Here is a 22,174-nt window from a genome sequence, read left to right on the forward strand (position 1 = left end):
CTCGCCTACTTCATTCCGACACTTTCTTCCGTCGGAATTGCCTGAATGGTGGCGCAGTGCAGCAAATGTCGCTACAATGCCGCCTGCGCTTCACTGCTTTGCCCGTTTTTTCCAGCGGTCCTCGCGGCGCAGCGTCCATAGCGTTTGCTCCAATCCAGTTTAGAACCTGTCCCCTTCTGCCTAGCCCACTCCGGGCTCAAGTCCCAGGCTGGCGACTCGCCATGTTGGCACGTCGCATCCGATACAGCTTCTAACGAAAAACTCGCCTTCATTGTCGCGAGTTGCCCCCGTTTTTCGATTTGCTCGCTGCTGTTTTGCTCGCTGAATCCGACGACTTGGGTATGCCGATTGGCGTTGACGTTTTCATCCGATGAACCACCCAGGATCGTTTTCAAGGATTCACATGACTTTGAGCAACACCCCCAGCAGCCCGTTGAACGCCGTCGCCGACGAAGCACTCGGTCTTACGCCCGCCGCTCCCGAAGCCGTCGCGCAGGCTGACGCCAAGCCGACCTTCGCGTCGCTCGGCCTGTCCGCGGACGTCGTCTCCGCGCTGACCGCCGCCGGCTACGAGCACCCGACGCCGGTGCAGCAACGCGCGGTGCCGGCAGCGATCGCCGGCCGCGACCTGCTGGTTTCGAGCCCGACCGGCTCGGGCAAGACCGCCGCGTTCATGCTGCCCGCCATCGAGCGTTTCTCGCAGCTGCAAAAGACGCAGGCGAGCCAGCCGCGCGAGCCGCGCCCGGCCGACGGTGGCCGCGGCCGCCGTCCGCAGCCGGTCGCGCGTCCTACCATGCTGGTGCTGACCCCGACCCGCGAACTGGCGATGCAGGTCACGACCGCCGCCGCGACCTACGGCAAGCACCTGAAGCGCCTGCGCACCGTCAGCATTCTCGGCGGCGTCGCTTATGGCCAGCAGCTGATGCTGCTCGCGAAGAACCCTGAAATCCTCGTCGCGACGCCGGGCCGTCTGATCGACCACCTCGAGCGCGGCCGCATCGATCTGTCGCAACTGCAGATCCTCGTGCTCGACGAAGCCGACCGCATGCTCGACATGGGCTTCATCGACGACATCGACACGATCGTCGCCCAAACGCCGGCTACGCGTCAGACCATGCTGTTCTCCGCCACGCTCGACGGCAAAATCGGCTCGCTGACCGGCCGTCTGTTGAAGGACCCGGAGCGGATCGAGATCGTCCAGCGCTTGGAACAGCGCACCAACATCGCGCAAACCGTCCACTACGTCGACGACCGCGATCACAAGGACCGTCTGCTCGACCATCTGCTGCGTGACGACGGCCTCGACCAGGCCATCGTCTTCACGGCCACCAAGATGGACGCCGACCAGTTGGCGGGCCGTCTGGCCGACGCCGGCTTCGAATCGGCCGCGCTGCACGGCGACCTGCCGCAAGGCGCGCGTAACCGCACGATCCGCGCACTGCGCGAGCGCCGCGTGCGCGTGCTGGTTGCGACCGACGTCGCCGCTCGCGGTATCGACATCCCGGGCATCACGCACGTGTTCAACTACGACCTGCCGAAGTTCGCCGAAGACTACGTGCACCGTATCGGCCGTACCGGCCGTGCGGGCCGCTCGGGTATCGCCGTGAGCCTCGTGCATCACGCCGAACAGGGCGCGTTGAAACGCATCGAGCGCTTCGTGCGCACGCCGCTGCCGGTCAACGTCGTCGAAGGCTTCGAGCCGCGCAAGGCGGCGCCCTCGGGCAATGGCCGTCCTGGCTTCGGCGGCCGCGGCCGTCCTGGCGGTGGTAATGGCCGTCGCTTCGGCAGCGGCTCGGGCAAGCCGGGCGGCTACGGCGGCTCGCGCAACGGTAACGGCACTGGCAACAGCAACAGCAACGGCGGCGGCTGGGGCAACAAGTCGGCCGGCGGTTCGCGCGAAGGCTTCGGCTCGCGCGAAAGCCACGGCGGTTCGCGCGAAGGCTTCGGCGGTGGCTCGCGTGACGGCTACGGCGCGCGCCGCAACGACGGTCCCCGTTCGGCACGTCGCGGCAGCTAATAGCGACCCACCTGACCGACCGGATGGCTTCGCGCCGTCCGTGACACAGAAGAAAACCGGCGCTCGGGCGCCGGTTTTTTTTCGTCTATCGACTGGCCGCCCCAAATTTCACGATGTAAAAAATTTTTTTGCGTCGTAAAAAATCATGCTGCAAAGCACAAGAAGGACTATTGCAACAGGGAAAATATCGTTTCTTATCGCGAAAAGCAGGCATCAAGTCATTGATTTTATATAAAAATAAATATTGGAAAAACGCTTTGCGGCGTCTATTGTGCGTCCTTCGATTTGCCTAGACTCTTATATAAGACTTCACGAAACAGAACGCCTCTCCGGGCCCCACGCTTCGAGAAGACAGAGTCACCCATCCTCCATAACTGGCATCGAAGGAGCACATCATGACCATGACCCGCGAACAGCAAGTGCAGCAACTCAAGCAGCAATGGGAATCGGACCCGCGTTGGAAAGGTGTCAAGCGCACCTACTCGGCCGAAGACGTGGTGCGTCTGCGCGGCTCGGTGCAACCTGAGCACACGCTCGCGAAGCGCGGCGCGGAAAAGCTGTGGGCCGCCGTCAACAACGAGCCGTTCGTCAACTCGCTCGGCGCGCTGACCGGCAACCAGGCGATGCAGCAGGTGAAGGCTGGTCTGAAGGCAATCTATCTGTCGGGCTGGCAGGTCGCGGGCGATGCCAACGTCGCCGGTGAAATGTACCCGGACCAGTCGCTGTATCCGGCCAACTCGGTGCCCCTCGTCGTCAAGCGCATCAACAACACGCTGACGCGCGCCGACCAGATCCAGTGGTCGGAAGGCAAGAACCCGGGCGATGAAGGCTACGTCGATTACTTCGCGCCGATCGTGGCCGACGCGGAAGCCGGTTTCGGCGGCGTGCTGAACGCATTCGAACTGATGAAGGCGATGATCGAAGCGGGCGCGTCCGGCGTGCACTTCGAAGACCAGCTCGCATCGGTCAAGAAGTGCGGTCACATGGGTGGCAAGGTGCTCGTGCCGACCCGCGAAGCCGTCGCGAAGCTGACAGCCGCGCGTCTGGCCGCCGATGTGTCGGGCGTGCCGACCGTGCTGCTCGCCCGCACCGACGCGGAAGCCGCCGACCTCGTGACCTCGGACATCGACGACAACGACCGCCCGTTCCTGACCGGCGAGCGTACCGTCGAAGGCTTCTACCGCACGAAGCCCGGTCTCGAGCAGGCAATCTCGCGCGGCCTCGCCTATGCGCCGTACGCAGACATGATCTGGTGCGAAACCGGCAAGCCGGACCTCGAGTTCGCCAAGAAATTCGCCGACGCGATCCACAAGGAGTACCCGGACCAACTGCTGTCGTACAACTGCTCGCCGTCGTTCAACTGGAAGAAGAACCTCGACGACGCGACGATCGCGAAGTTCCAGCGCGAACTCGGCGCGATGGGCTACAAGTTCCAGTTCATCACACTGGCCGGCTTCCACGCGCTGAACTACTCGATGTTCAACCTCGCGTACGGCTATGCGCGCAACCAGATGACCGCGTTCGTCGAAATGCAGCAGGCGGAGTTCGCGGCGGCCGAAAAGGGCTTCACCGCGGTCAAGCATCAGCGCGAAGTCGGCACCGGCTACTTCGACGCGGTCACGCAGACGGTCGAGCGCGAAGCATCGACGACCGCGCTGCACGGTTCGACGGAAAACGAGCAGTTCTTCGACAAGAAGGTCGCCTGAGATCAGCCAGTCGGGTTATGCAGTCCCGTGGCCTGAGCGCAGGAACGATCGGCAAACGTCGAGCGGCACCACCAGAGTGCCGCCGACGCAGGGAGGGCCGTGCCGTGCTGGATTGGCAGGAGCGTCAGCGCGAACGCCGACGGCCGGAGAGTCTCAAAGAGCCAGCACGCGGCAAGCGTGCGGCGAACCTGAACGCGCCGGCAGCGCCGCCGGCGCGCTTTTTTTCGAAGGCGGTGCATGCCGGCACGCTGCCGGCAGTGCCAGGCGATTCAGCGATAGACGATCACAGGAATTTTCGTATGCGTGAGCACGCGCTGCGTTTCACTGCCGATCAACAGGCTGCCGAGCCCGCGCCGCCCATGCGATGCCATGAAGATCACGTCGCAGCGCCCCTGCTCGGCCGCTTCGATGATGCCGAGATACGGCGCCGGATGCACGCTCGTGCGGCTCTCGACACTGACGCCGACGCGGCGCGCCGCATGCTCGACTTCGCGCAGATGCACGCGCGCCTCGCGCTCGCTGCGTTGCAGGAACTCGCCGGGCGGTTCGACCACGACATCGGAGAACGGCGAGTACGGATATTGCGGCAGACAGGCGTATGCGGTAACGCGGGCGCCCACGGCCTGCGCGAGGTCGATCGCGCCCGCTATCGCCTTGCGTGACAGATCTGAACCATCGGTCGGAACCAGGATGTGCCTGAACATGATCCCCTCCGTCGCCGGCTGCCCGCAGCACGGCGTCAGCGTCCAACACAGCCCAGGGTGCAGGCTGCTCGAAACGATTGTAATGCGTATGAATGCGGGTATTCGCGTCTGTCTGGAGATTGGCGCATCAGTCCCAGTAACCGGGTTCGCCGTACGTATGCTTGAGAAAGTCCAGAAACAGCCGCACCCTCAGCGGCAGATGACGGCGCTGCGGGAACACCGCGTGGATGCCGATCGGCGGCGCGGCGAATTCGTCGAGCACGCTGACGAGGCGGCCCGCCGCGATCTCCGCGCCGACCTCCCACCACGAGCGCCACGCGAGCCCGTGTCCGGCGAGACACCATTCGTGCAGCACCGCGCCGTCCGAGCACTCCATCGTGCCGGACACCTTGATCGACACGACCTTGCCGTCGTGCTGAAACATCCAGCCGCGCTGCTGGTTCGCGCTGGCGCCGAGCGCGAGGCAGTTGTGGCGCGCGAGATCGGCCAGGCTGTGCGGCGCGCCGCGCCGGCTCAGATACGCGGGCGACGCGACGCATACGCGCCGGTTTTCCGCGAGCTTCAGCGACACCAGCGACGAATCGGGCAACTCGCCGAGCCGCACCGCGCAATCGAAGCCTTCGTTGACGAGGTCGACGAGGCGGTCGGACAGATCGAGCGTGATCGACACGTCCGGATGCGCGACCGTGAACGCGGGCACCAGTGGCGCCACGTGCCGGCGCCCGAAGCCGGCCGGCGCCGACAGCCGGAGATGGCCGCTCGCCTTCACGCCGCCCGCCGACACGCTCGCCTCGGCGTTCTGCATGTCGTGAAGAATGCGCTGGCAGTCTTCGAGAAAGGCCGAGCCTTCGAAGGTCAGCGTGATCTTGCGCGTCGTGCGCACGAGCAGCTTGACGCCGAGGCGCTCCTCCAGTGCGTCGATGCGCCGGCCGATGATCGCGGGCGCGACGCCCTCGGCGAGCGCCGCCGCGGACAGGCTCCCTTTGGCCGCGACAGTGGCGAAGGTCTCGATCTGCTTGAAACGGTCCATGAACGATACGCGCCGCGGCGAGGCGGAAAAGTGAGCAGTGCGCGTCAGATTAGGTACGTAAAAGTAAAAGATCAAGTGATCTTTAGCCTATTTTTTAGCACCTAAGGTCAGCAATACAATCGATCCCGACCTCTGACAGGAGCGCATGGCAATGTCGGCCACAACGACACCTTCCCCGCGAGCAGTGATTTTCGACGCCTACGGCACGTTGTTCGACGTGCATTCGGTGATCGCCGCCGCGGAGCAACTGTTCCCCGGCCACGGCGACGCGCTGTCGCAGCTGTGGCGCCAGAAGCAGATCGAATACACGCAATTGCGCACGCTCGCCGCGCGCAGCGACGCCCCCGGCGAACACTACCGCCCGTTCTGGGACATCACGCTCGACGCGCTGCGCTTCGCCGCGAAAAGACTGCAGCTCACGCTCGGCCGCGCGGCCGAAAAGCGGCTGATGGACGAATACGCGTGCCTGTCCGCATTTCCCGACGCGGTGCCCGTGCTGCGTGCGTTGCGCGAGGCCGCCGCCGTGCCACGCGTGGGGCTCGCGATTCTGTCAAACGGCAATCCGCAAATGCTCGACATCGCGGTCAAGAGCGCCGGCATGAACGCCCTCTTCGATCACGTGCTGTCGGTCGACGCCGTGCGCGCATACAAACCCTCGCCTGCCGCGTATGCGCTCGGCCCCGACGCGTTCGGCGTGGCCGCGCGCGAGATCGCGTTCGTGTCGTCGAACGGCTGGGACGTCGCGGGCGCGACATGGTTCGGCTTCACGACGTTCTGGCTGAACCGGCAGAACCTGCCCGTCGAAGAGCTCGGCGTGACGCCGCATGGCACCGGTAGCGGCATGAACGATCTGCTGGACTTTCTGCACACACTCGCGACGTCGCCACGCTCGAGCGGCGGCGGTCGAACGAAAGTTCCTGGCAGTGGCAGTCGCAAGCGCGCCGGCCCGCGCGTATGACGGCGCCCCTCGCATTCGGCAATCCACTTCCCCCTTTTCAACCTTCGCATTTTTGCAATCTGACCGACCAAGGAGACAACATGGCTAATTCGCTGTCGTTGCCGCAAGGCATGGAAATCACCGGCGACATCAAGCCCGGCTTTGAAGCGATCCTCACCCGCGAAGCGCTGGAACTCGTCGCGGCCTTACACCGTACCTTCGAGCCGCGCCGTCAGCAGTTGCTGCAGGCGCGCGTCGAGCGCGCGAAGCGGCTCGACGCGGGCGAGCGGCCCGACTTCCTCGCCGCCACGAAGAGCGTGCGCGAAGGCGACTGGAAGATCGCGCCGCTGCCGCAGGATCTGCAGTGCCGGCGCGTCGAGATCACCGGCCCCGTCGAGCGCAAGATGATCATCAACGCGCTCAATTCGGGCGCCGACTCCTACATGACCGACTTCGAGGATTCGAACGCGCCGAGCTGGGACAATCAGATCACCGGTCATATCAATCTGAAGGACGCGGTGCGCCGTACGATCTCGCTCGAACAGAACGGCAAGTCGTACCGGCTCAACGACAGGACCGCGACGCTGATCGTACGTCCGCGCGGCTGGCATCTCGACGAGAAGCACGTGAAGGTCGACGGCCAGCGCGTGTCGGGCGGCATCTTCGATTTCGCGCTGTACATGGTGCACAACGCGAAGGAGTTGATCGCACGCGGCTCGGGTCCGTACTTCTATCTGCCGAAGATGGAGAGCCACCTCGAAGCGCGGCTGTGGAACGACCTCTTCGTCGCCGCGCAGGAAGCGGTCGGCGTGCCGCGCGGCACGATTCGCGCGACGGTGCTGATCGAGACGATCGTCGCCGCGTTCGAAATGGACGAGATCCTGTACGAGCTGCGTGAACATAGCTCGGGCCTGAACGCGGGCCGCTGGGACTACATCTTCTCGGCGATCAAGAAGTTCAAGAGCGACCGCGACTTCTGCCTCGCCGATCGCTCGCAGATCACGATGACCTCGCCGTTCATGCGCGCGTACGCGTTGCTGCTGCTGAAGACCTGCCATCGCCGCAACGCGCCGGCGATCGGCGGCATGAGCGCGCTGATTCCGATCAGGAACGATGCGGCCGCGAACGACAAGGCGATGGCCGGCGTGCGTTCAGACAAGGCGCGCGACGCGGGCGACGGCTACGACGGCGGCTGGGTCGCGCACCCGGGCCTCGTGCCGGTCGCGATGGAAGAGTTCGTCAAGGTGCTCGGCGATCGGCCGAACCAGATCGGCAAGCAGCGCGTCGACGTGCTCGTGAGCGCGACCGACCTGCTCGACTTCCGCCCGGAAACGCCGATCACCGAAGCGGGCTTGCGCAACAACATCAACGTCGGCATTCACTACCTCGGTTCGTGGCTCGCGGGCAATGGCTGTGTGCCGATTCACAACCTGATGGAAGATGCGGCCACCGCCGAGATTTCGCGCTCGCAGGTCTGGCAGTGGATCCGCTCGCCGAAGGGCAAACTCGACGACGGTCGCAAGGTGACGGTCGAACTGGTGCGCGAGCTCGCGGCGCAGGAGCTCGACAAGGTCAAACAGACGGTGGGCGGAGATACGATGCCGTATGAGCGTGCCGCGCAGATCTTCGAGCAGATGTCGACCGCGGAGCAGTTCACCGATTTTCTGACGCTGCCGCTTTACGAAGAGATTTGATGGTGTTGATGATGCGGGCTCGAGCGCCTTGGGCCTGCTCGAGCCAGGGGACCCCATCGGCTTGAACGACGGCACGCCGCGGACATACGTGGCGCGCCGTTTTTTTTGCTCGCCTTCGTGGACCAGCTCAGCGCGTGCGCCGATGTTCGACCCAATCTCCTGAACGGATCTCGGGCAACCCTTTTACCGCGCTCGGCGCGACCGGATAGAAGCGGCAATTCACGACGTTGCCGTCCACTTTGACCATCACCTCACGTGCCAGAAAATGATCCTCGACGCCCGGATACACGGCTTCGATTTCGTCGAGCACCGCGACGAGCGCATCGTCGATTTCATAGACGTCGCCGAGCACGTCGATACCCGCTTCGTCGACGACGAGACCCGGATAGTCGCCAAAATCGAACAGATGGCCGCGCACGGTGGTACTGCCGAGCAGGCTCGGTGCGGGGATGTCGTTGCGCGCGGCGGCTTCGCTGATGTCGTTGGTTTCACCGGCACGCAGCGTGCCGTAGACAAAGACGGTCTGCATCGTCGTTGAGTCTCCATGGTCAGAGGTGATGTCGGTGGCTCGGAGGCCATCGGGACATTATGCAACGGCGGCCCGTCGGCAACAGAAACTGGGCACGGCCTACAATGCTTGATGCCCGCGGCGGTGAATGGCCTCGACCGCGCTTCGCCGTTGCCAGCTCCGTGATCCGAACCGACCTTGCCATGACCTCGTCCTCCGACTCCGACTTGTTGAGCCGCGTGCGTTTCGCCGACATACCGCCCGAGTTCGCGCCGAACGAGATGCATCCGATCCGCGTGCGCTCGCGGCCAATGCCGGCGGGCTGGCATATCGCGCGTCATACGCATGCCTGGGCGCAGGTCGCGTATGCGTCGCGCGGCGTGCTGCGGGTCGCAACGACGGGCACGACATGGATGGTGCCGCCATCGCGCGCAATCTGGTTGCCGCCGCATGTGACGCACGAAGTGGTCGCCGTCGAGGATGCGTTCCTGCGCACGCTGTACATCACCGAGAGTACGGTGCCGGCCGGGCTCGATACGCCGCGCGTCGTCGAAGTATCGAACCTGTTGCGCGAGGTGATTGCCGCGCTCGATACGCCTGGCCTGTCCGCCGCGCGCGAGCAGCTGCTCGGCGCGCTCGCGCTCGATGAACTGACGCGCTCCGAGCCGTTGCCGCTGTCCGTGCCGATGCCCAGCGAAAAGCGCCTGCGCGCGCTGTGCGAGGCCGTGATCGCCGACCCGATGCATGGCGAGTCGCTCGAGCAGTGGGCATCGACGGTGGGCGCGAGCACGCGCACGATCGCGCGGCTGTTCCGCCAGGAGCTGGGTGTGAGTTTTTCGCAGTGGCGTCAGCAGGCGATTCTCGCGCGCGCCATTCCATTGTTGAGCCAGGGACGACCGCTGTCGCACGTCGCGCAGGAACTGGGCTATCAGAGCCAGAGCGCCTTCTCCGCGATGTTCCGGCGTGCGTTCGGCGCGAGTCCACGCGCGTTTATCGAGCGAGGCGCCGAACATCGCGCGAGCAACGGCGAGCATGATGACGCGCAAGCGGATGATGAAACGGCACAGGATCAAGCCGGTTCGACGGACGTCGCCGAGCGGTGAATGGCGACAACTAGCGCTGCGCGTCGGCCATCCAATGCGGGGCACGCCTCAAACCCGCCGCGCCAGATGACGGATTGCGCCTAGCTGCGCGAGCCGCGGCCCGGTGAGCTTATAGCCCTTGCGCTGATAGAGCCGCGCCGCCGGATTGTCGACGAACACGCGCAACTGCAACTCGCGCAGCCCGCGCTCGCGCGCCCATTGATGCGAGATGTCGAGCAGGAACGTACCGGCGCCAAGCCGACGATATCCTTCGGCGATCTGCACGTCGCGGATATGCAGCGAATCACCCTCTTCGGTGATACGCAGCACGCCCATCGGCACGCCATCCACTTCGAGAATGAAATTCTCCGATTCGCGCCAACTGCCGAGAAACAGATCGCTGCGCCACACCAGATGATGCCGGCGATAGTAGCCGCCCATGTTGTTGCGGGTCAGCGCCTCGGCAAACTCGAAATCGTCCATGCTGGCCGTGCGCAGATGAAACGGTGACGGAGCTTCGGTGGGATCGAACATGGCAGGACCGCGAGGATGAGTCGGATAAACGGTAAAACAGGCCGCGCGCGCTGGCAATGGCTGTTTGTCCCGAGCCTTCCGGGGGGCGGCCGGCAACGGCAGTAGAAACGGAGCGGTTACGGTCCTATGTGCAGGCGCCATCAACCGCTCACCAGCACGACGGCTGCGGATATACACGTTCGCATCGTCGGCACAGCGCACGAAGCAGTGGCCGCGCCGTTCCAGTTCCTTGTCCACCACGTCGAGCAACACGTTGGCCAGCAACGGCGGATCAGCCGGATCACGCTGGCCTCCCCAATTCGTTTTCTGTAGACGGTCAATCAGGATGTCGTGGTTGACCTCCGACCGGTTTGGGGATCGTCACCCGACATACCGGAGCGGGCCGGTACGTCCCCTCTGCAACTGTTCATAAATCGCCGCGTCGTGCGCACGCCGTCCGGGCCGGAAGCCGTAGGTAAGAGCGCACTCCTTCATGGCACAGCCGCCGCATTTACGCCGCTTCGTCCTGGTCACGAGAGCTTCGCGGTCTATTACCCGCCCGCCCTGCTTGGCAACGCCTTCTATGCGGTTCTTGTTTATCGGCTCGCGACTTACGCTCCACGCTTCCTTCCCACATTCGGCCGCCGTCATGCAGTTGCGCTTCACTTCATTCGCTGTGACCAGCTCATGGCGGGACTTGCACTCGCAGGAGTGCGCCCATGCTGGGCGCACAATAAAAAAAGCCCACTTCTTGCGAAGTGGGCTTTCTCAAATCTGGCGGAGCGGACGGGACTCGAACCCGCGACCCCCGGCGTGACAGGCCGGTATTCTAACCAACTGAACTACCGCTCCAGATTTTGCATCGCAGCCTGCGAGCCATACTCTCAGCTTGCTGCACCGTTCAAACTTCCAACCGAACGACGCCGATGTTCTGGCGTCCCCTAGGGGATTCGAACCCCTGTACTCACCGTGAAAGGGTGATGTCCTAGGCCTCTAGACGAAGGGGACAACGTACTGCTTACACCTTTAATGAAAAAGCCCGTTCAAGTATGTGTGAACGGGCTTTGTCTGGCGGAGTGGACGGGACTCGAACCCGCGACCCCCGGCGTGACAGGCCGGTATTCTAACCGACTGAACTACCACTCCAGTCTTTACACCCTGCTTGCGAGCGTCGGTTAATTCTCTGCAAGCTGCGCTGCTTTACTACTACTCGAATACTAAAGCGACGCTGATGTTTGGCGTCCCCTAGGGGATTCGAACCCCTGTACTCACCGTGAAAGGGTGATGTCCTAGGCCTCTAGACGAAGGGGACAAAATCTTTTCAGATCCGTCTCAATTCGCTTTTGACTTGATCAACTCGCGCTAACTTTTCAGTTAATTCGCCAAGCTATTTTCAGGTCAACAGCGAAGACCGCTACTTTAACTACATTTCAGCGATTTGTGAAGTCTTTTTTCTACAACTATCAGACTTCTTAACCACTTTCACCTCTTTGCTCTGTTGGTGGAGGTAAGCGGGATCGAACCGCTGACCTCTTGCATGCCATGCAAGCGCTCTCCCAGCTGAGCTATACCCCCGCGCACATCAGAGAAACGAGATTTTAGAGGGCGATCTGCGCTTTGTAAATACCCTTTGAGCGATTACATGCGGATTTTTCCGGCGGCATGCGAAACCTCTGACGCGCGCCGCCAACGGATTAGCCAAGCGCTTTTTCGATGCGGCCAACGACGACGTCGCGACCGAACAGCATCAGCACGCTATCGATCGACGGTGTATGCGTCGTACCCGCCACCAGCAGACGCACCGGCATCGCGAGTTGCGGCATCTTCAGCTTGTGCGTGCCGAGCGTCGCTTTCAGCGCGGCAGCGATCGCCTCCTTGGTCCATTCGACCGTCTTCAATGCAGCGGCCAGATCAGCGAGCGCCGGACGAACCGCGTCGGTGACGTGCTGTGCAAGCGACTCAGCGTCGGGTGCCGGCGTGCGATAGAACATCGCGGCGTTCTGCGCGATCTCCTTCACGGTCGACGCCCGATCCTTCATCAGGCCCACCACGCCCGTCAGATCCGGACCTTGGGCGAGTGTGGCTTCGTCGATGTCGAGCTCCGCGAAGAACGGTTTCGCCAGTTCGGCGAGGCGTGCGTTGTCAGCTTCCTTGATGTAGTGCGCGTTGAGCCAGTTCAGCTTGTCATGGTCGTACTGCGCCGGCGACTTGCCGAGGTGCTCGAGATCGAACCACTCGACGAACTGCTCGCGCGTGAAAATCTCCGCGTCACCATGCGACCAACCGAGGCGCGCCAGATAGTTGACGACCGCTTCCGGCAGATACCCCGCATCGCGATAACCCATCACGCTCATTGCGCCGTGGCGCTTGCTCATCTTCTCGCCCTGCTCGTTCAGCACGGTCGGCAGGTGTGCATACACCGGCGGCTCGCCACCGAGCGCGCGCAGTATGTTGATCTGGCGCGGCGTGTTGTTGACGTGGTCGTCGCCACGAATCACGTGAGTGATGCGCATGTCGAGATCGTCGACGACGACGCAGAAGTTATACGTCGGCGTGCCGTCCGGACGCGCGATCACGAGGTCGTCGAGTTCTTCGTTCGAGATTTCGATGCGGCCTTTCACCGCGTCGTCCCACGCGACCACGCCGGTCAGCGGATTGCGAAACCTTAGCACCGGCTTCACGCCCACGGGCGGCTCCGGCAGCACCTTGCCCGGCTCCGGGCGCCACGTGCCGTCGTAGCGCGGCTTTTCGCCTGCTTCGCGCTGGCGCTCGCGCAGCGCGTCGAGCTCTTCGGTCGACATGTAGCACGGATAGACGAGCCCCGCCTCCTGCATCTGCTTCAGCACTTCGCGGTACCGGTCCATGCGCTGCATCTGGTAGAACGGGCCTTCGTCGAAATCGAGGCCGAGCCACGCCATGCCTTCGAGAATCGCGTCGACGGATTCGGTCGTGGAGCGCTCGAGGTCGGTGTCCTCGACCCGCAGCACGAAGGTCCCTTTCATCTTGCGCGCGAACGCCCACGGATACAGCGCGGAGCGGATGTTGCCCAGGTGGATGAAGCCGGTGGGACTCGGTGCGAAACGGGTACGAACGGAGGTGGTCATTAGCGGTTACTCGGAAAACAGGCGCCGGCGCTCAGGCGAACACGACTGCGAAGCGCGGCAGCGAAGCGTGCCCATGCTGCGCGCGACGTCGCGCACGGCCACGAGGGAATAAGTGCAAGAGCCGAATTATACCTTCCGCACGCGGGTTGCCGCCCTCGTCCGAACGGCCTATGGCGCATGGGCGAACGGCGTCCGGACATCTGCGTACGCACCTTCCCGGCGCTCGCCCAACTCATCTTGAAAAAGCGCCGCGTCAGTTCCGAATACTTCCTCTGCAACGTTTCATTACAGCGGACCGCGCGAGCCGATCGTTTGCATTAAGATGTGCGCGCGCTGCGATGCGGGCTTACCGCACCTCGATCCGATCCGGAGCGAACACCGCTGCAAGCGCGCGCAATCGCCGTCGGCGATCCGCCCGGTCTGACCTCAGCCTGATCGCGGTACGCGCGATGCCGCTCGCGTCGCGCGCGCCGTTGCTGGAGAACTCGTTGAAACCCTCATCCCCGAACTTGAGCCGCCGCAGCTTTTCGCTAGCGGCCGCATCCGCGGTGCTTGCCGCCTGCACCACGACCGCCGGCAAACTCGATGGCGCGCCGATCACCGCGACGCCCGCCGTTCCCCCGCCGCCTGAAAAAGCGCAACAGAAGCCGGTTCGCGTCGCGCTCGCTCTCGGCGGCGGCGCCGCGCGCGGCTTTGCGCACATCGGCGTCATCAAGGCTCTCGAGGCGCGCAATATCCAGATCGACCTGATCGCCGGCACGAGCGCCGGCTCCGTCGTCGGCGCGCTGTACGCGTCGGGCATGAACGGCTTCGCGCTGAACAAGCTCGCGCTGTCGATGGACGAAGCGTCGATCAGCGACTGGGCGATGCCGTTTCGTACGCGCGGCTTCCTGCAGGGCGTGGCGCTGCAGAACTACCTGAACACGACGCTGAACAACCGCCCGATTGAGAAGATGGCGAGGCCGCTCGGCGTGGTCGCGACCGATCTGCAAACCGGCCAGCCGATCCTGTTCCAGCGTGGCGACACCGGCATCGCGGTGCGCGCGTCGTGCAGCGTGCCGTCGATTTTCGAGCCGGTGAAGATCGGCGGTCACGAGTACGTGGATGGGGGTCTCGTGAGTCCGGTACCGGCGTCGTTCGCGCGCAAGATGGGTGCGGATTTCGTGATCGCCGTCGATATCTCCCAGCGACCGGAAAACGGCGTCACGGCAAGCTCGTTCGACGTGTTGATGCAGACCTTCACGATCATGGGCCAGACGATCAAGGCCTACGAGCTCGACAAGTACGCCGACGTGGTGATCCGGCCGAATCTCGCGGCGATGAGCGGCAGCGATTTCTCACAGCGCAACGCCGCGATCCTCGCCGGCGAGGAAGCGGTCGCGAAGATGATGCCGGAGTTGCAGCGCAAGCTCGCCGCGCGGCTCATGGGAGCCTGAAAGCCCGGCGACGCACGGTCGCTGTGCGTCGCCATGGCAAAAAAGCACGCATCAAACGCAAAAAGCCTGCTTCGAACGAAGCAGGCTTTTTTATCGCCAGGCCTGGCGCCGAATCAGTTATTCCCGCCGATCGTCGCGGTCACGCGCTTGCGCAGATCGTCGGCCTGATACGAGGTCTCGATCCGACGCGCACCCGTAAAGCGCTTTTCCCAGTAGCCGTCATCCATGTCGTCGACGCGGATCGTGCTGCCGGTGGACGGCGAGTGCACGAACTTGTTGTCGCCGATATAGATGCCGACGTGCGAGAACGTGCGGCGCATCGTATTGAAGAACACCAGATCGCCCGGCTTCAGGTCGCTTACCCGCACCTTCTCGCCCAGGCGGCTCATTTCCTCGGCACGGCGCGGCAGCGCGAGACCGAGCGTGTCCTGGAACACGTAGCGCACGAAACCGCTGCAATCGAGCCCCGAATCAGGCGTATTGCCGCCCCAACGGTAGCGAACGCCGATCATGTTCAACGCGCCGACCACCACGTCGCCCGCTTTGCCGGCCATGCCCGAAAGGAACGATTTGGCGCTGCCGCTTTCGCCGCCTGCGGCCTTGGTTTGGGGAGTGAGAAGGGAGAGAGGATCCGAGCCGTTGGTGGGCGGATATGAGGCATTCTGATTAAAACCGCTTACTTCGTCGGCGAACGCGCCGGGAGCTGCTGCCATCAAGACGCCAATGAACATCCCGGCGACGACGCGCGTGCAAGCCTGGGTGAAGTTTCTGTGCTGCATTGGTCGGTAGTTTTTGCCAAAAAATCAGGGGTCTAGAAAAAAAGTTTGCTCGATACTAGCCAGTAAGTATTTGCCTGTCAAAAGGAATAGGAAAAATCAATCGACAGACGCACTCAATTGGGGAAAGGGTGAAAAATCAACGATCAAGCGCCGCTTTCAGCAGCTTTCGCGTGTAAGGATGCACGGGTGCAGCAAAAATTTTCTCGACTTCGCCGGTCTCGACGATCGATCCGTTTTGCATCACCACGACTCGGTGCGCCATCGCCCCGATCACTTCCAGGTCGTGGCTGATGAACACGAAGCCGAGGTTGTATTTGTGCTGCAAACCGGTGAGCAGCTTGAGCACCTGCTGCTGGATCGATACGTCGAGCGCGCTGGTCGGTTCGTCGAGGATCAGCACGCGCGGCTCCAGTACCAGCGCGCGCGCGATCGCGATGCGCTGCCGCTGCCCGCCCGAAAATTCATGCGGGTAGCGATACAGCGCAGTCCGGTCGATGCCGACTTCGCGCAGCACCGCGACGACCTTGTCGCGCCGCGCCTGCGGAGTCATCTGCGGCCGATGCAGCGCGAGCCCCTCACCGACGATCCGCTCGATCGTCTGCCGCGGCGAAAGCGAACTAAAAGGGTCTTGAAAGACGACCTGCATATTCGAGCGCAGCGCGGTCTTTTCGGCGCCGCGATAGCTCGCGAGCGCCCTGCCCTGAAACTGGATCTCGCCATGCGCGGTGCGCTGCAGACCGAGCAGTGCCATCGCGAGCGTCGACTTGCCCGATCCCGATTCACCGACGATCCCGAGCGTCTCGCCCTGGCGCACCGACACGTTCGCCGCGTCGACCGCGCGAAACCGCCCCGCGCCGAACCAGCCACGCAGGCCGGTCAGTTTCGTTCTGAAGTCGACCGCCACATCACGCGCTTCGAGCAGCACCGGCGAGATCGGCAGCACCGGCACGACCTCGCGCTGCGGCCGGCTCGCGAGCAGCCGCTGGGTATACGGATGGCGCGGCGCCTCGAACACCTGCTCGACCGTGCCGGTTTCGACCAGCACGCCTCGCTCCATCACCGCGACGCGCTGCGCGAAGTGACGCACGAGGTTCAGGTCGTGCGTGATCAGCAGCACGGCCATGCCGCGCTTTTTTGCTTCGTCGCGCTGCAGTTCCAGCAGAAGCTCGACGATTTGCGCGCGAATCGTCACGTCGAGCGCGGTGGTCGGTTCGTCGGCGAGCAACAGGCGCGGCCGGCAGGCGAGCGCCATCGCGATCATCGCGCGCTGCCGCTGCCCGCCCGAGAGCTGATGCGGGTAGCTGTTGATGCGCCTCTCCGGCTCGGTGATGCCGGTGCGCGCGAGCAGCGCGACCGCCCGCCTGCACGCTTCGGTCGCGCTGACGCCGTCATGCACGACGATCGTTTCCGCAATCTGGTCGCCGATCGTATACAGCGGATTGAGCGCGGTCATCGGTTCCTGGAAGATCATCGCGATGTCCGAGCCGCGCAGGCCACGCATCGCACGCTCGCTCTTCGCGAGCAGATCTTTGCCATCGAAGCGGATCGCCCCGCTCACCTGCGCGTCGTTCAGCAGGCGCAGCACCGACAGCGCGGTCACGCTCTTGCCCGAGCCCGACTCGCCGACGAGCGCGACGCGTTCACCGCGCGCGATCGCGAGCGTGACGTCGTCGACGGCCACCGTGTCGCCGAACGCGACACGCAGATGGTCGAGTTCGAGCAGCGGCATGTCCGTCGATTGCGGATCGATTTGCGGCAGCGCGCTCATTGACCACCTCCGGCGTGTATCGCATCGGAGATACGCGTGTCGAGCGCGTTGCGCAGCGCGTCGCCCATGAAGGTCAATAGCAGCAGCATCGCCACCAGCACGCCGAAGGTCGACACCGAGATCCACCACGCGTCGAGATTCGCCTTGCCCTGAGCGAGCAGTTCGCCCAGGCTCGGCGTCGGCGGCGGCACGCCGAGGCCGAGGAAGTCGAGACTCGTCAGCGCGAGAATCGCGCTGCTCATGCTGAACGGCAGGAACGTGATGACCGACGTCAGACTGTTCGGCAACACGTGACGCCACATGATCTGCCAATGCGACAGGCCCATCGCGCGCGCGGCGCGCACGTAGTCCTGCTGGCGATTGCGCAGGAACTCGGCGCGCACGTAGTCGGACAGGCCGATCCAGTTGAACAGCGACAGCAGCACGATCAAAAGAGCGAAGCTGCGCTCGAAGATCGATGAAAAGATGATCAGCAGATAGAGCTGCGGCATCGCGTTCCAGATCTCGATCAGACGCTGCCCGACGATGTCCGTTCGCCCTCCGAAGTAACCTTGCACCGCCCCCGCGGCGATGCCGACGATCGTGCTGATCACGGTCAGCACGAGGCCGAACACGACCGACACGCCGAAGCCGTACAGCAGACGCGCGAACAGATCGCGGCCGCGATCGTCGGTGCCGAGCCAGTTCTCGCGCGACGGTGGCGCCGGGTTGGGCGTCTTCGAAAAGTAATTGAGCGTGTCGTAGTAGTAATGATTCGGCGGATACAGCGCGAAGTTGCCCGGCGCATCGAAGCGGTGACGGATGTACGGATCGAGATAATCGGCCGGCGTGGGGAAGTCGCCACCGAAGGTGGTCTCGGCGTAGGTCTTGACGAGCGGGAAATACAGATGGCCGTCGTAGCGCACGACGACCGGCTTGTCGTTCGACCACAGCGGCCCCACGAGGCTCGCCGCGAACGCGACGACGAAGATGATCAGGCTCCAGTAGCCGAGACGCTGCTGGCGAAAACGCTGCCACACGCGACGCGCCGGCGACGGCGACATCAGTGCGCGCGCGGGTTCGGTGCGCGCCGCCGCGTCGGCGGAAAGGCGGGCTCGATTCATCAGCGCTCCAGTTGTTCGAATTGGATGCGGGGATCGACCCACACATAGCAAAGGTCGGAGATCAGCCGCGTGACGAGGCCGATCAGCGTGAACAGATACAACGTGCCGAGCACGACCGGATAGTCCCGCCGCATTACCGATTCATACGACAGCAACCCGAGCCCGTCGAGCGAGAACAGCGTTTCGATCAGCAGGCTGCCGGTGAAGAACGCGCCGATGAACGCGCCCGGGAAATTGACGATCAGCGGCAGCAGCGCATTGCGAAACACGTGCTTCCACAACACGCGCCGCTCGGACAAACCTTTGGCACGCGCGGTCAGCACGTACTGCTTGCGGATTTCGTCGAGGAACGCGTTTTTCGTCAGCATCGTGACGACCGCGAAGCTGCCCACCACCGACGCCGTGATCGGCAGCGTGATATGCCATAGATAGTCGAGGATCTTGCCGACGAGGCTCAACTGGTCCCAGTTGTCGGAAGTGAGGTTGCGCAGCGGAAACAGCTGCAGGAACGTGCCGCCGCCGAACAGCACGAGCAGCAGCACGCCGAGCACGAAGCCCGGAATCGCGTAGCCGACCAGCACGACGAGGCTCGTCGCGATATCGAAGTGCGAGCCGTTGCGCACCGCCTTCGCGATGCCGAGCGGCACCGATATCAGATAGGTGAGAAAGAACGTCCACAGGCCGATGCTGATCGACACCGGCAGCTTCGACACGATCAGCGACCACACGCTCTGATGACGGAAATAGCTCTGGCCGAGATCGAAGGTCGCGAAGCGCTTGAGCATCAGAACGTAGCGTTCGAGCGGCGGTTTGTCGAAGCCGTACAGCTGCCTCAGTTGCGCGATCTGTTGCGCATCGACGCCGCTATGCGAGCGCAGCCCGAACGGCGAGGCGCCCTCCGCGCCCTTGCGCAGTTCGTGCTGCATCTGCTCGACGGGGCCGCCCGGCACGAACTGGATCACGACGAAGGTCAGCGTCAGCACGCCGAGCAGCGTCGGGATCATCAGCAGCAGGCGTTTGAGGATGTAGCTCCACATAGGCGGTGTTCCAGTGCGAACGCGTTGGTGGGGGCGATGGATCTGCGGATCAGTCGGCGCTGCCCGTGGGCGTGCGCGCCCGCGGATCCTGGTACCACCACATCGTCGTGATCCAGCCCTCCGCGCCATAGTACAGCGGCAAAGTCTTCGGCCACGCGAGCCCGCGCTTGAACGCGACGCGATGGGTGCCGCTGTACCAGTGCGGCACCACATAGTAGCCATGCATCAGCAGACGGTCGAGCGCGTGCGCGGCATCGGTCAGTTGCTCGCGCGTTTGCGCATGCACGAGCGCGTTCAACACCGCGTCGACGGCCGGCGACTTCAGGCCGATCGCGTTGTCCGAGCCGGGGGTATCGGCGGCCTTGCTGCCGAAGCGGGTGATCTGCTCGGAGCCCGGCACCTGCACGTCGGGCATGCGAATCGTCGTCACGTCGAAGTCGAATGCGTCGAGCCGCTTCTGATAGACCGCGAAGTCGGTGGTGCGGAAGTTCGCGGTAATGCCGAGCTTTTGCAGATTGCGCGTGAAGGTCGCGATGATCGGCTCCATCGACGAGGCCGAACCCGAGTCGTCGAGTATCTCGAACTGGAACGGCTCGCCCTTCGCGTTGCGCAGCGCGCCGTCACGATAGGTCCAGCCGGCCTGCTGCAGCAGATCGCGCGCCTGCAGCAGATTCGCGCGCAGCGAGCCGGGCGGATCGGTATCGGGCTGCTTCGGCGGCGGCCCGAATACCGCCGGGTCGAGTTGGGCGCGAAACGGCTCCAGCAGCGCGAGTTCGCCAGGCGAAGGCAGCCCCTTCGCCTGCCATTCGGTGTTGGCGAAATAGCTGTCGATGCGCGTGTACTGGTTGAAAAACAGCTGGCGGTTCAGCCACTGAAAGTCGAGCGCGAGATCGAGCGCCTTGCGCACCCGCACATCCTGGAACAGCGGCCGGCGCGTGTTCAGGAAAAAGCCCTGCATGCCGGTGCCGTTGTGCTGCGCAAACTCGCGCTTGATCAACTCGCCACGGTCGAACTTCTTGCCGACGTCGCGCCGCACCCAGTTGCGCGCGATATATTCGACCAGCGCGTCGTACTCGCCAGCCTTGAACGCCTCGAGCCGCGCGGTGCTATCGGCATACAGCTTGTAGACGATGCGATCGAAGTTGTTCATGCCGACGCGCACCGGCAGATTGGCGCCCCAATAGTGCGGGTCGCGTTTGAACGTGATCGTGCGGCCGTTGTCGTAGCTGTCGATCAGATACGGCCCGCTGCCGATTGGCTTTTCGAATGCAAGCTGGTCGAACGGAACGCGGCTGCCGTCGGGCTTCATCCCCCACTTGCGCGAGAACACCGGCATGCTGCCCGCGAGCAGCGGCAACTCGCGATCGCGCTCGCGAAACTCGAAGCGCACCGTGGCCGGATCGACGACGACCGCGCGCTTGATCTCGCTGAAAAGCGATGCGAACTGCGGCGCGGCCTGCGGGCTCTTCAGCGTGTCGAGAGAGAACTTGATGTCGTCGGCGGTCACAGGGTCGCCGTTCGAAAAGCGCGCGCGCGGATTGATGTGGAACGTGACCGACAGGCCGTCGGGCGCGACGACGATGTCGTCGGCGAGCAGCCCGTAGGCGGACGCGACTTCGTCGCTGCTGCCGATCGTCAGGCTCTCGAACATCAATTCGAGGCCGGGCGCCGCATTGCCACGCAGAGTGAACGGATTGAACTTGTCGAAGCTCGTTAGACGGCTCGGGTTCGCGAGCACGAGCGTGCCGCCTTTCGGCGCATCGGGATTGACGTAGTCGAAGTGCTTGAAGCCGGCCGGATATTTGGGCTCGCCGTATTGCGCGATCGCATGCGCGGCATGCGCGTGCGGCGCGACGAGCAGACTCGCGCACAGCAACGCGACGGCGAGCGCGGCGCGCAAGGGTCCGTGGATCACGCTGTGTCGAAGTCCCTCAGGCGTTTGAACCCGTCGCGAGCCAGTTGTCATGGAGTCGTGCTGGTAAATGGGCAGTGGCGATGTGGGGGATTCTACCCAATTAGCTTGCGCGATCTGGCGGGCGACTGCGACGAAATGCGTCAGCGACGGATGTTTCAGCACAAAAAACAAAACCGCCTCCAAGGGCGGTTCTGTCATCGCTGCGGCCGGTTGGCGCGCTTCAGCGCTGACGCAGTGGCGACTCAGTGCCAGCCGCGATGTTGGTCGTAGTGACCCCGCGCATAGTCGCCGCGGCCCGGCGGATGGTGGCGATACCAGTCGTTGCGCGCCCAGTAGCGATGGCCGTCCCAGTAACGGTCGCCATGCCAGCCGATCACGATTTGCGGACCGCCGTAGTACACGGGAGCCGGCTGATAGACGACGGGCGGCGGCGGAGGCGGCGGCGGTGCGTAGACCGGCGCCGGTGCGACGTAGACCGGCGCGGGAATGCCGATATTGACCCCAACGTTGAGCCCCGCGGCCATCGCGGCACCCGATGCAGTCAACGTCAACACGCCGAACACAAGCGGAACAAGACGAGCGGACTTCATTGATCACCTTTGTAGGAACATGTTTTGTTGGCGGAAATATAACGCAAAGGCAGCAACACGCGTATTTCAACTTTGTAATAACTGATGCTGAAAATCGCCTCGCCGGCGGCGGCGTAATGTCTGGTTACACACGCCAGACGGCGGTGAAAAAGCACCCTCCGCGCGGGCGCCGGCTCGCGGCCTGACTGACATCCCGAAAACGAACATTTTAAAGTTCGAAAGAACATATCTGTTCGAAATTCCTCACCACA

18 protein-coding genes and 5 tRNA genes are annotated in these 22,174 nt (G+C 63.6%); 6 read left to right on the forward strand and 17 right to left on the reverse strand.

Going from position 1 to position 22,174, the window contains the following annotated elements; genetic code table 11:
• Nucleotides 1-71: 71 nt before the first annotated feature.
• Complete coding sequence (locus OKW26_RS26820; RefSeq protein WP_184056947.1) at nt 72-395, reverse strand: hypothetical protein; 324 nt, start codon at nt 393-395, stop codon at nt 72-74.
• Between the two features lie 8 nt (nt 396-403).
• Between OKW26_RS26820 and OKW26_RS26825 the strand changes: the two genes are divergently transcribed.
• Nucleotides 404-2,017, forward strand: coding sequence for a DEAD/DEAH box helicase (locus OKW26_RS26825; RefSeq protein WP_184056949.1), 1,614 nt, complete (start codon nt 404-406; stop codon nt 2,015-2,017).
• Between the two features lie 401 nt (nt 2,018-2,418).
• Complete coding sequence (gene aceA / locus OKW26_RS26830) at nt 2,419-3,723, forward strand: isocitrate lyase (RefSeq protein WP_184057372.1); 1,305 nt, start codon at nt 2,419-2,421, stop codon at nt 3,721-3,723.
• A gap of 269 nt (nt 3,724-3,992) precedes the next feature.
• On the opposite strand, the gene OKW26_RS26835 is transcribed toward aceA, so the two are convergent.
• Nucleotides 3,993-4,427 carry a universal stress protein gene (locus tag OKW26_RS26835; protein WP_184056951.1) on the reverse strand — a complete coding sequence of 145 codons (435 nt, stop codon included), beginning with the start codon at nt 4,425-4,427 and terminating at the stop codon, nt 3,993-3,995.
• Nucleotides 4,428-4,554: 127 nt separating this feature from the next.
• A complete protein-coding gene (locus OKW26_RS26840) occupies nt 4,555-5,457 on the reverse strand; it encodes a LysR family transcriptional regulator (RefSeq protein WP_429334782.1) in 903 nt (300 codons plus the stop codon).
• A 151-nt stretch (nt 5,458-5,608) separates the two neighbouring features.
• Between OKW26_RS26840 and OKW26_RS26845 the strand changes: the two genes are divergently transcribed.
• Together OKW26_RS26845 and aceB are read left to right on the forward strand one after the other, a co-directional pair.
• On the forward strand, nt 5,609-6,415 hold the full coding sequence (locus OKW26_RS26845) for a haloacid dehalogenase type II (RefSeq protein WP_429355725.1): 807 nt from the start codon (nt 5,609-5,611) through the stop codon (nt 6,413-6,415).
• An 80-nt stretch (nt 6,416-6,495) separates the two neighbouring features.
• Nucleotides 6,496-8,088 (forward strand): malate synthase A, encoded by a 1,593-nt coding sequence (gene aceB / locus OKW26_RS26850; RefSeq protein WP_429355726.1) that lies wholly within the window; start codon nt 6,496-6,498, stop codon nt 8,086-8,088.
• Nucleotides 8,089-8,215: 127 nt separating this feature from the next.
• Here the strand turns inward: aceB and OKW26_RS26855 are convergent, their stop codons facing one another.
• A complete protein-coding gene (locus OKW26_RS26855; RefSeq protein WP_429355727.1) occupies nt 8,216-8,617 on the reverse strand; it encodes a gamma-glutamylcyclotransferase family protein in 402 nt (133 codons plus the stop codon).
• Between the two features lie 182 nt (nt 8,618-8,799).
• Between OKW26_RS26855 and OKW26_RS26860 the strand changes: the two genes are divergently transcribed.
• Nucleotides 8,800-9,699 carry an AraC family transcriptional regulator gene (locus tag OKW26_RS26860; protein WP_429355728.1) on the forward strand — a complete coding sequence of 300 codons (900 nt, stop codon included), beginning with the start codon at nt 8,800-8,802 and terminating at the stop codon, nt 9,697-9,699.
• Nucleotides 9,700-9,747: 48 nt separating this feature from the next.
• On the opposite strand, the gene OKW26_RS26865 is transcribed toward OKW26_RS26860, so the two are convergent.
• The 7 genes from OKW26_RS26865 to gltX form a co-directional block, all read right to left on the reverse strand.
• Nucleotides 9,748-10,212, reverse strand: a complete 465-nt coding sequence (locus OKW26_RS26865; protein ID WP_187615400.1) for a GNAT family N-acetyltransferase — start codon at nt 10,210-10,212, stop codon at nt 9,748-9,750.
• Nucleotides 10,213-10,966: 754 nt separating this feature from the next.
• Nucleotides 10,967-11,043 (reverse strand) — tRNA-Asp (locus OKW26_RS26870).
• An 80-nt stretch (nt 11,044-11,123) separates the two neighbouring features.
• Nucleotides 11,124-11,199: transfer RNA gene (locus OKW26_RS26875), tRNA-Glu, on the reverse strand.
• Between the two features lie 61 nt (nt 11,200-11,260).
• A tRNA-Asp gene (locus tag OKW26_RS26880) sits at nt 11,261-11,337 on the reverse strand.
• A gap of 90 nt (nt 11,338-11,427) precedes the next feature.
• A tRNA-Glu gene (locus OKW26_RS26885) sits at nt 11,428-11,503 on the reverse strand.
• A 187-nt stretch (nt 11,504-11,690) separates the two neighbouring features.
• A tRNA-Ala gene (locus OKW26_RS26890) sits at nt 11,691-11,766 on the reverse strand.
• Between the two features lie 119 nt (nt 11,767-11,885).
• A complete protein-coding gene (gltX, locus tag OKW26_RS26895; RefSeq protein ID WP_429355729.1) occupies nt 11,886-13,295 on the reverse strand; it encodes a glutamate--tRNA ligase in 1,410 nt (469 codons plus the stop codon).
• A 338-nt stretch (nt 13,296-13,633) separates the two neighbouring features.
• Here gltX and OKW26_RS26900 point away from each other — a divergent pair, with 338 nt between their 5' ends.
• Complete coding sequence (locus tag OKW26_RS26900) at nt 13,634-14,731, forward strand: patatin-like phospholipase family protein (protein WP_429355730.1); 1,098 nt, start codon at nt 13,634-13,636, stop codon at nt 14,729-14,731.
• A 113-nt stretch (nt 14,732-14,844) separates the two neighbouring features.
• Here OKW26_RS26900 and OKW26_RS26905 read toward each other — a convergent pair whose 3' ends face one another.
• The 6 genes from OKW26_RS26905 to OKW26_RS26930 all read right to left on the reverse strand — a co-directional run bounded on the left by OKW26_RS26905 (nt 14,845) and on the right by OKW26_RS26930 (nt 21,923).
• A complete protein-coding gene (locus tag OKW26_RS26905; RefSeq protein ID WP_429355731.1) occupies nt 14,845-15,510 on the reverse strand; it encodes a C40 family peptidase in 666 nt (221 codons plus the stop codon).
• A 136-nt stretch (nt 15,511-15,646) separates the two neighbouring features.
• The gene (locus tag OKW26_RS26910; protein WP_429355732.1) at nt 15,647-17,278 is read right to left on the reverse strand and encodes an ABC transporter ATP-binding protein; all 1,632 of its coding nucleotides are present in this window, start codon (nt 17,276-17,278) and stop codon (nt 15,647-15,649) included.
• Nucleotides 17,275-18,381: an ABC transporter permease gene (locus OKW26_RS26915; RefSeq protein ID WP_184056969.1), complete on the reverse strand. Its 1,107-nt coding sequence runs from the start codon at nt 18,379-18,381 to the stop codon at nt 17,275-17,277. Before OKW26_RS26915 ends, OKW26_RS26910 begins: the two co-directional genes overlap by 4 nt.
• Complete coding sequence (locus tag OKW26_RS26920; RefSeq protein ID WP_184022600.1) at nt 18,381-19,418, reverse strand: microcin C ABC transporter permease YejB; 1,038 nt, start codon at nt 19,416-19,418, stop codon at nt 18,381-18,383. The genes OKW26_RS26915 and OKW26_RS26920 overlap by 1 nt, the downstream gene beginning before the upstream one ends.
• 49 nt (nt 19,419-19,467) lie before the next feature.
• The gene (locus tag OKW26_RS26925) at nt 19,468-21,384 is read right to left on the reverse strand and encodes an extracellular solute-binding protein (RefSeq protein ID WP_429355733.1); all 1,917 of its coding nucleotides are present in this window, start codon (nt 21,382-21,384) and stop codon (nt 19,468-19,470) included.
• A 191-nt stretch (nt 21,385-21,575) separates the two neighbouring features.
• Complete coding sequence (locus OKW26_RS26930) at nt 21,576-21,923, reverse strand: hypothetical protein (RefSeq protein WP_429355734.1); 348 nt, start codon at nt 21,921-21,923, stop codon at nt 21,576-21,578.
• Nucleotides 21,924-22,174: the final 251 nt, after the last annotated feature.

Origin of the sequence: Paraburkholderia sp. 32, assembly GCF_050435345.1 — a bacterium.
GTDB lineage: Bacteria > Pseudomonadota > Gammaproteobacteria > Burkholderiales > Burkholderiaceae > Paraburkholderia > Paraburkholderia tuberum.

What these genes read in the sequence shown, in the direction of transcription:
- OKW26_RS26825 (WP_184056949.1), top strand. Translation starts at nt 404, where the DNA reads ATGACTTTGAGCAACACCCCCAGCAGCCCGTTGAACGCCGTCGCCGAC.
- aceA (WP_184057372.1), top strand. Translation starts at nt 2,419, where the DNA reads ATGACCCGCGAACAGCAAGTGCAGCAACTCAAGCAGCAATGGGAATCG.
- OKW26_RS26835 (WP_184056951.1), bottom strand. Translation starts at nt 4,427, where the DNA reads ATGTTCAGGCACATCCTGGTTCCGACCGATGGTTCAGATCTGTCACGC.
- OKW26_RS26840 (WP_429334782.1), bottom strand. Translation starts at nt 5,457, where the DNA reads ATGGACCGTTTCAAGCAGATCGAGACCTTCGCCACTGTCGCGGCCAAA.
- OKW26_RS26845 (WP_429355725.1), top strand. Translation starts at nt 5,609, where the DNA reads ATGTCGGCCACAACGACACCTTCCCCGCGAGCAGTGATTTTCGACGCC.
- aceB (WP_429355726.1), top strand. Translation starts at nt 6,496, where the DNA reads ATGGCTAATTCGCTGTCGTTGCCGCAAGGCATGGAAATCACCGGCGAC.
- OKW26_RS26855 (WP_429355727.1), bottom strand. Translation starts at nt 8,617, where the DNA reads ATGCAGACCGTCTTTGTCTACGGCACGCTGCGTGCCGGTGAAACCAAC.
- OKW26_RS26860 (WP_429355728.1), top strand. Translation starts at nt 8,800, where the DNA reads ATGACCTCGTCCTCCGACTCCGACTTGTTGAGCCGCGTGCGTTTCGCC.
- OKW26_RS26865 (WP_187615400.1), bottom strand. Translation starts at nt 10,212, where the DNA reads ATGTTCGATCCCACCGAAGCTCCGTCACCGTTTCATCTGCGCACGGCC.
- gltX (WP_429355729.1), bottom strand. Translation starts at nt 13,295, where the DNA reads ATGACCACCTCCGTTCGTACCCGTTTCGCACCGAGTCCCACCGGCTTC.
- OKW26_RS26900 (WP_429355730.1), top strand. Translation starts at nt 13,634, where the DNA reads ATGCGGGCTTACCGCACCTCGATCCGATCCGGAGCGAACACCGCTGCA.
- OKW26_RS26905 (WP_429355731.1), bottom strand. Translation starts at nt 15,510, where the DNA reads ATGCAGCACAGAAACTTCACCCAGGCTTGCACGCGCGTCGTCGCCGGG.
- OKW26_RS26910 (WP_429355732.1), bottom strand. Translation starts at nt 17,278, where the DNA reads ATGAGCGCGCTGCCGCAAATCGATCCGCAATCGACGGACATGCCGCTG.
- OKW26_RS26915 (WP_184056969.1), bottom strand. Translation starts at nt 18,381, where the DNA reads ATGAATCGAGCCCGCCTTTCCGCCGACGCGGCGGCGCGCACCGAACCC.
- OKW26_RS26920 (WP_184022600.1), bottom strand. Translation starts at nt 19,418, where the DNA reads ATGTGGAGCTACATCCTCAAACGCCTGCTGCTGATGATCCCGACGCTG.
- OKW26_RS26925 (WP_429355733.1), bottom strand. Translation starts at nt 21,384, where the DNA reads ATGACAACTGGCTCGCGACGGGTTCAAACGCCTGAGGGACTTCGACAC.
- OKW26_RS26930 (WP_429355734.1), bottom strand. Translation starts at nt 21,923, where the DNA reads ATGAAGTCCGCTCGTCTTGTTCCGCTTGTGTTCGGCGTGTTGACGTTG.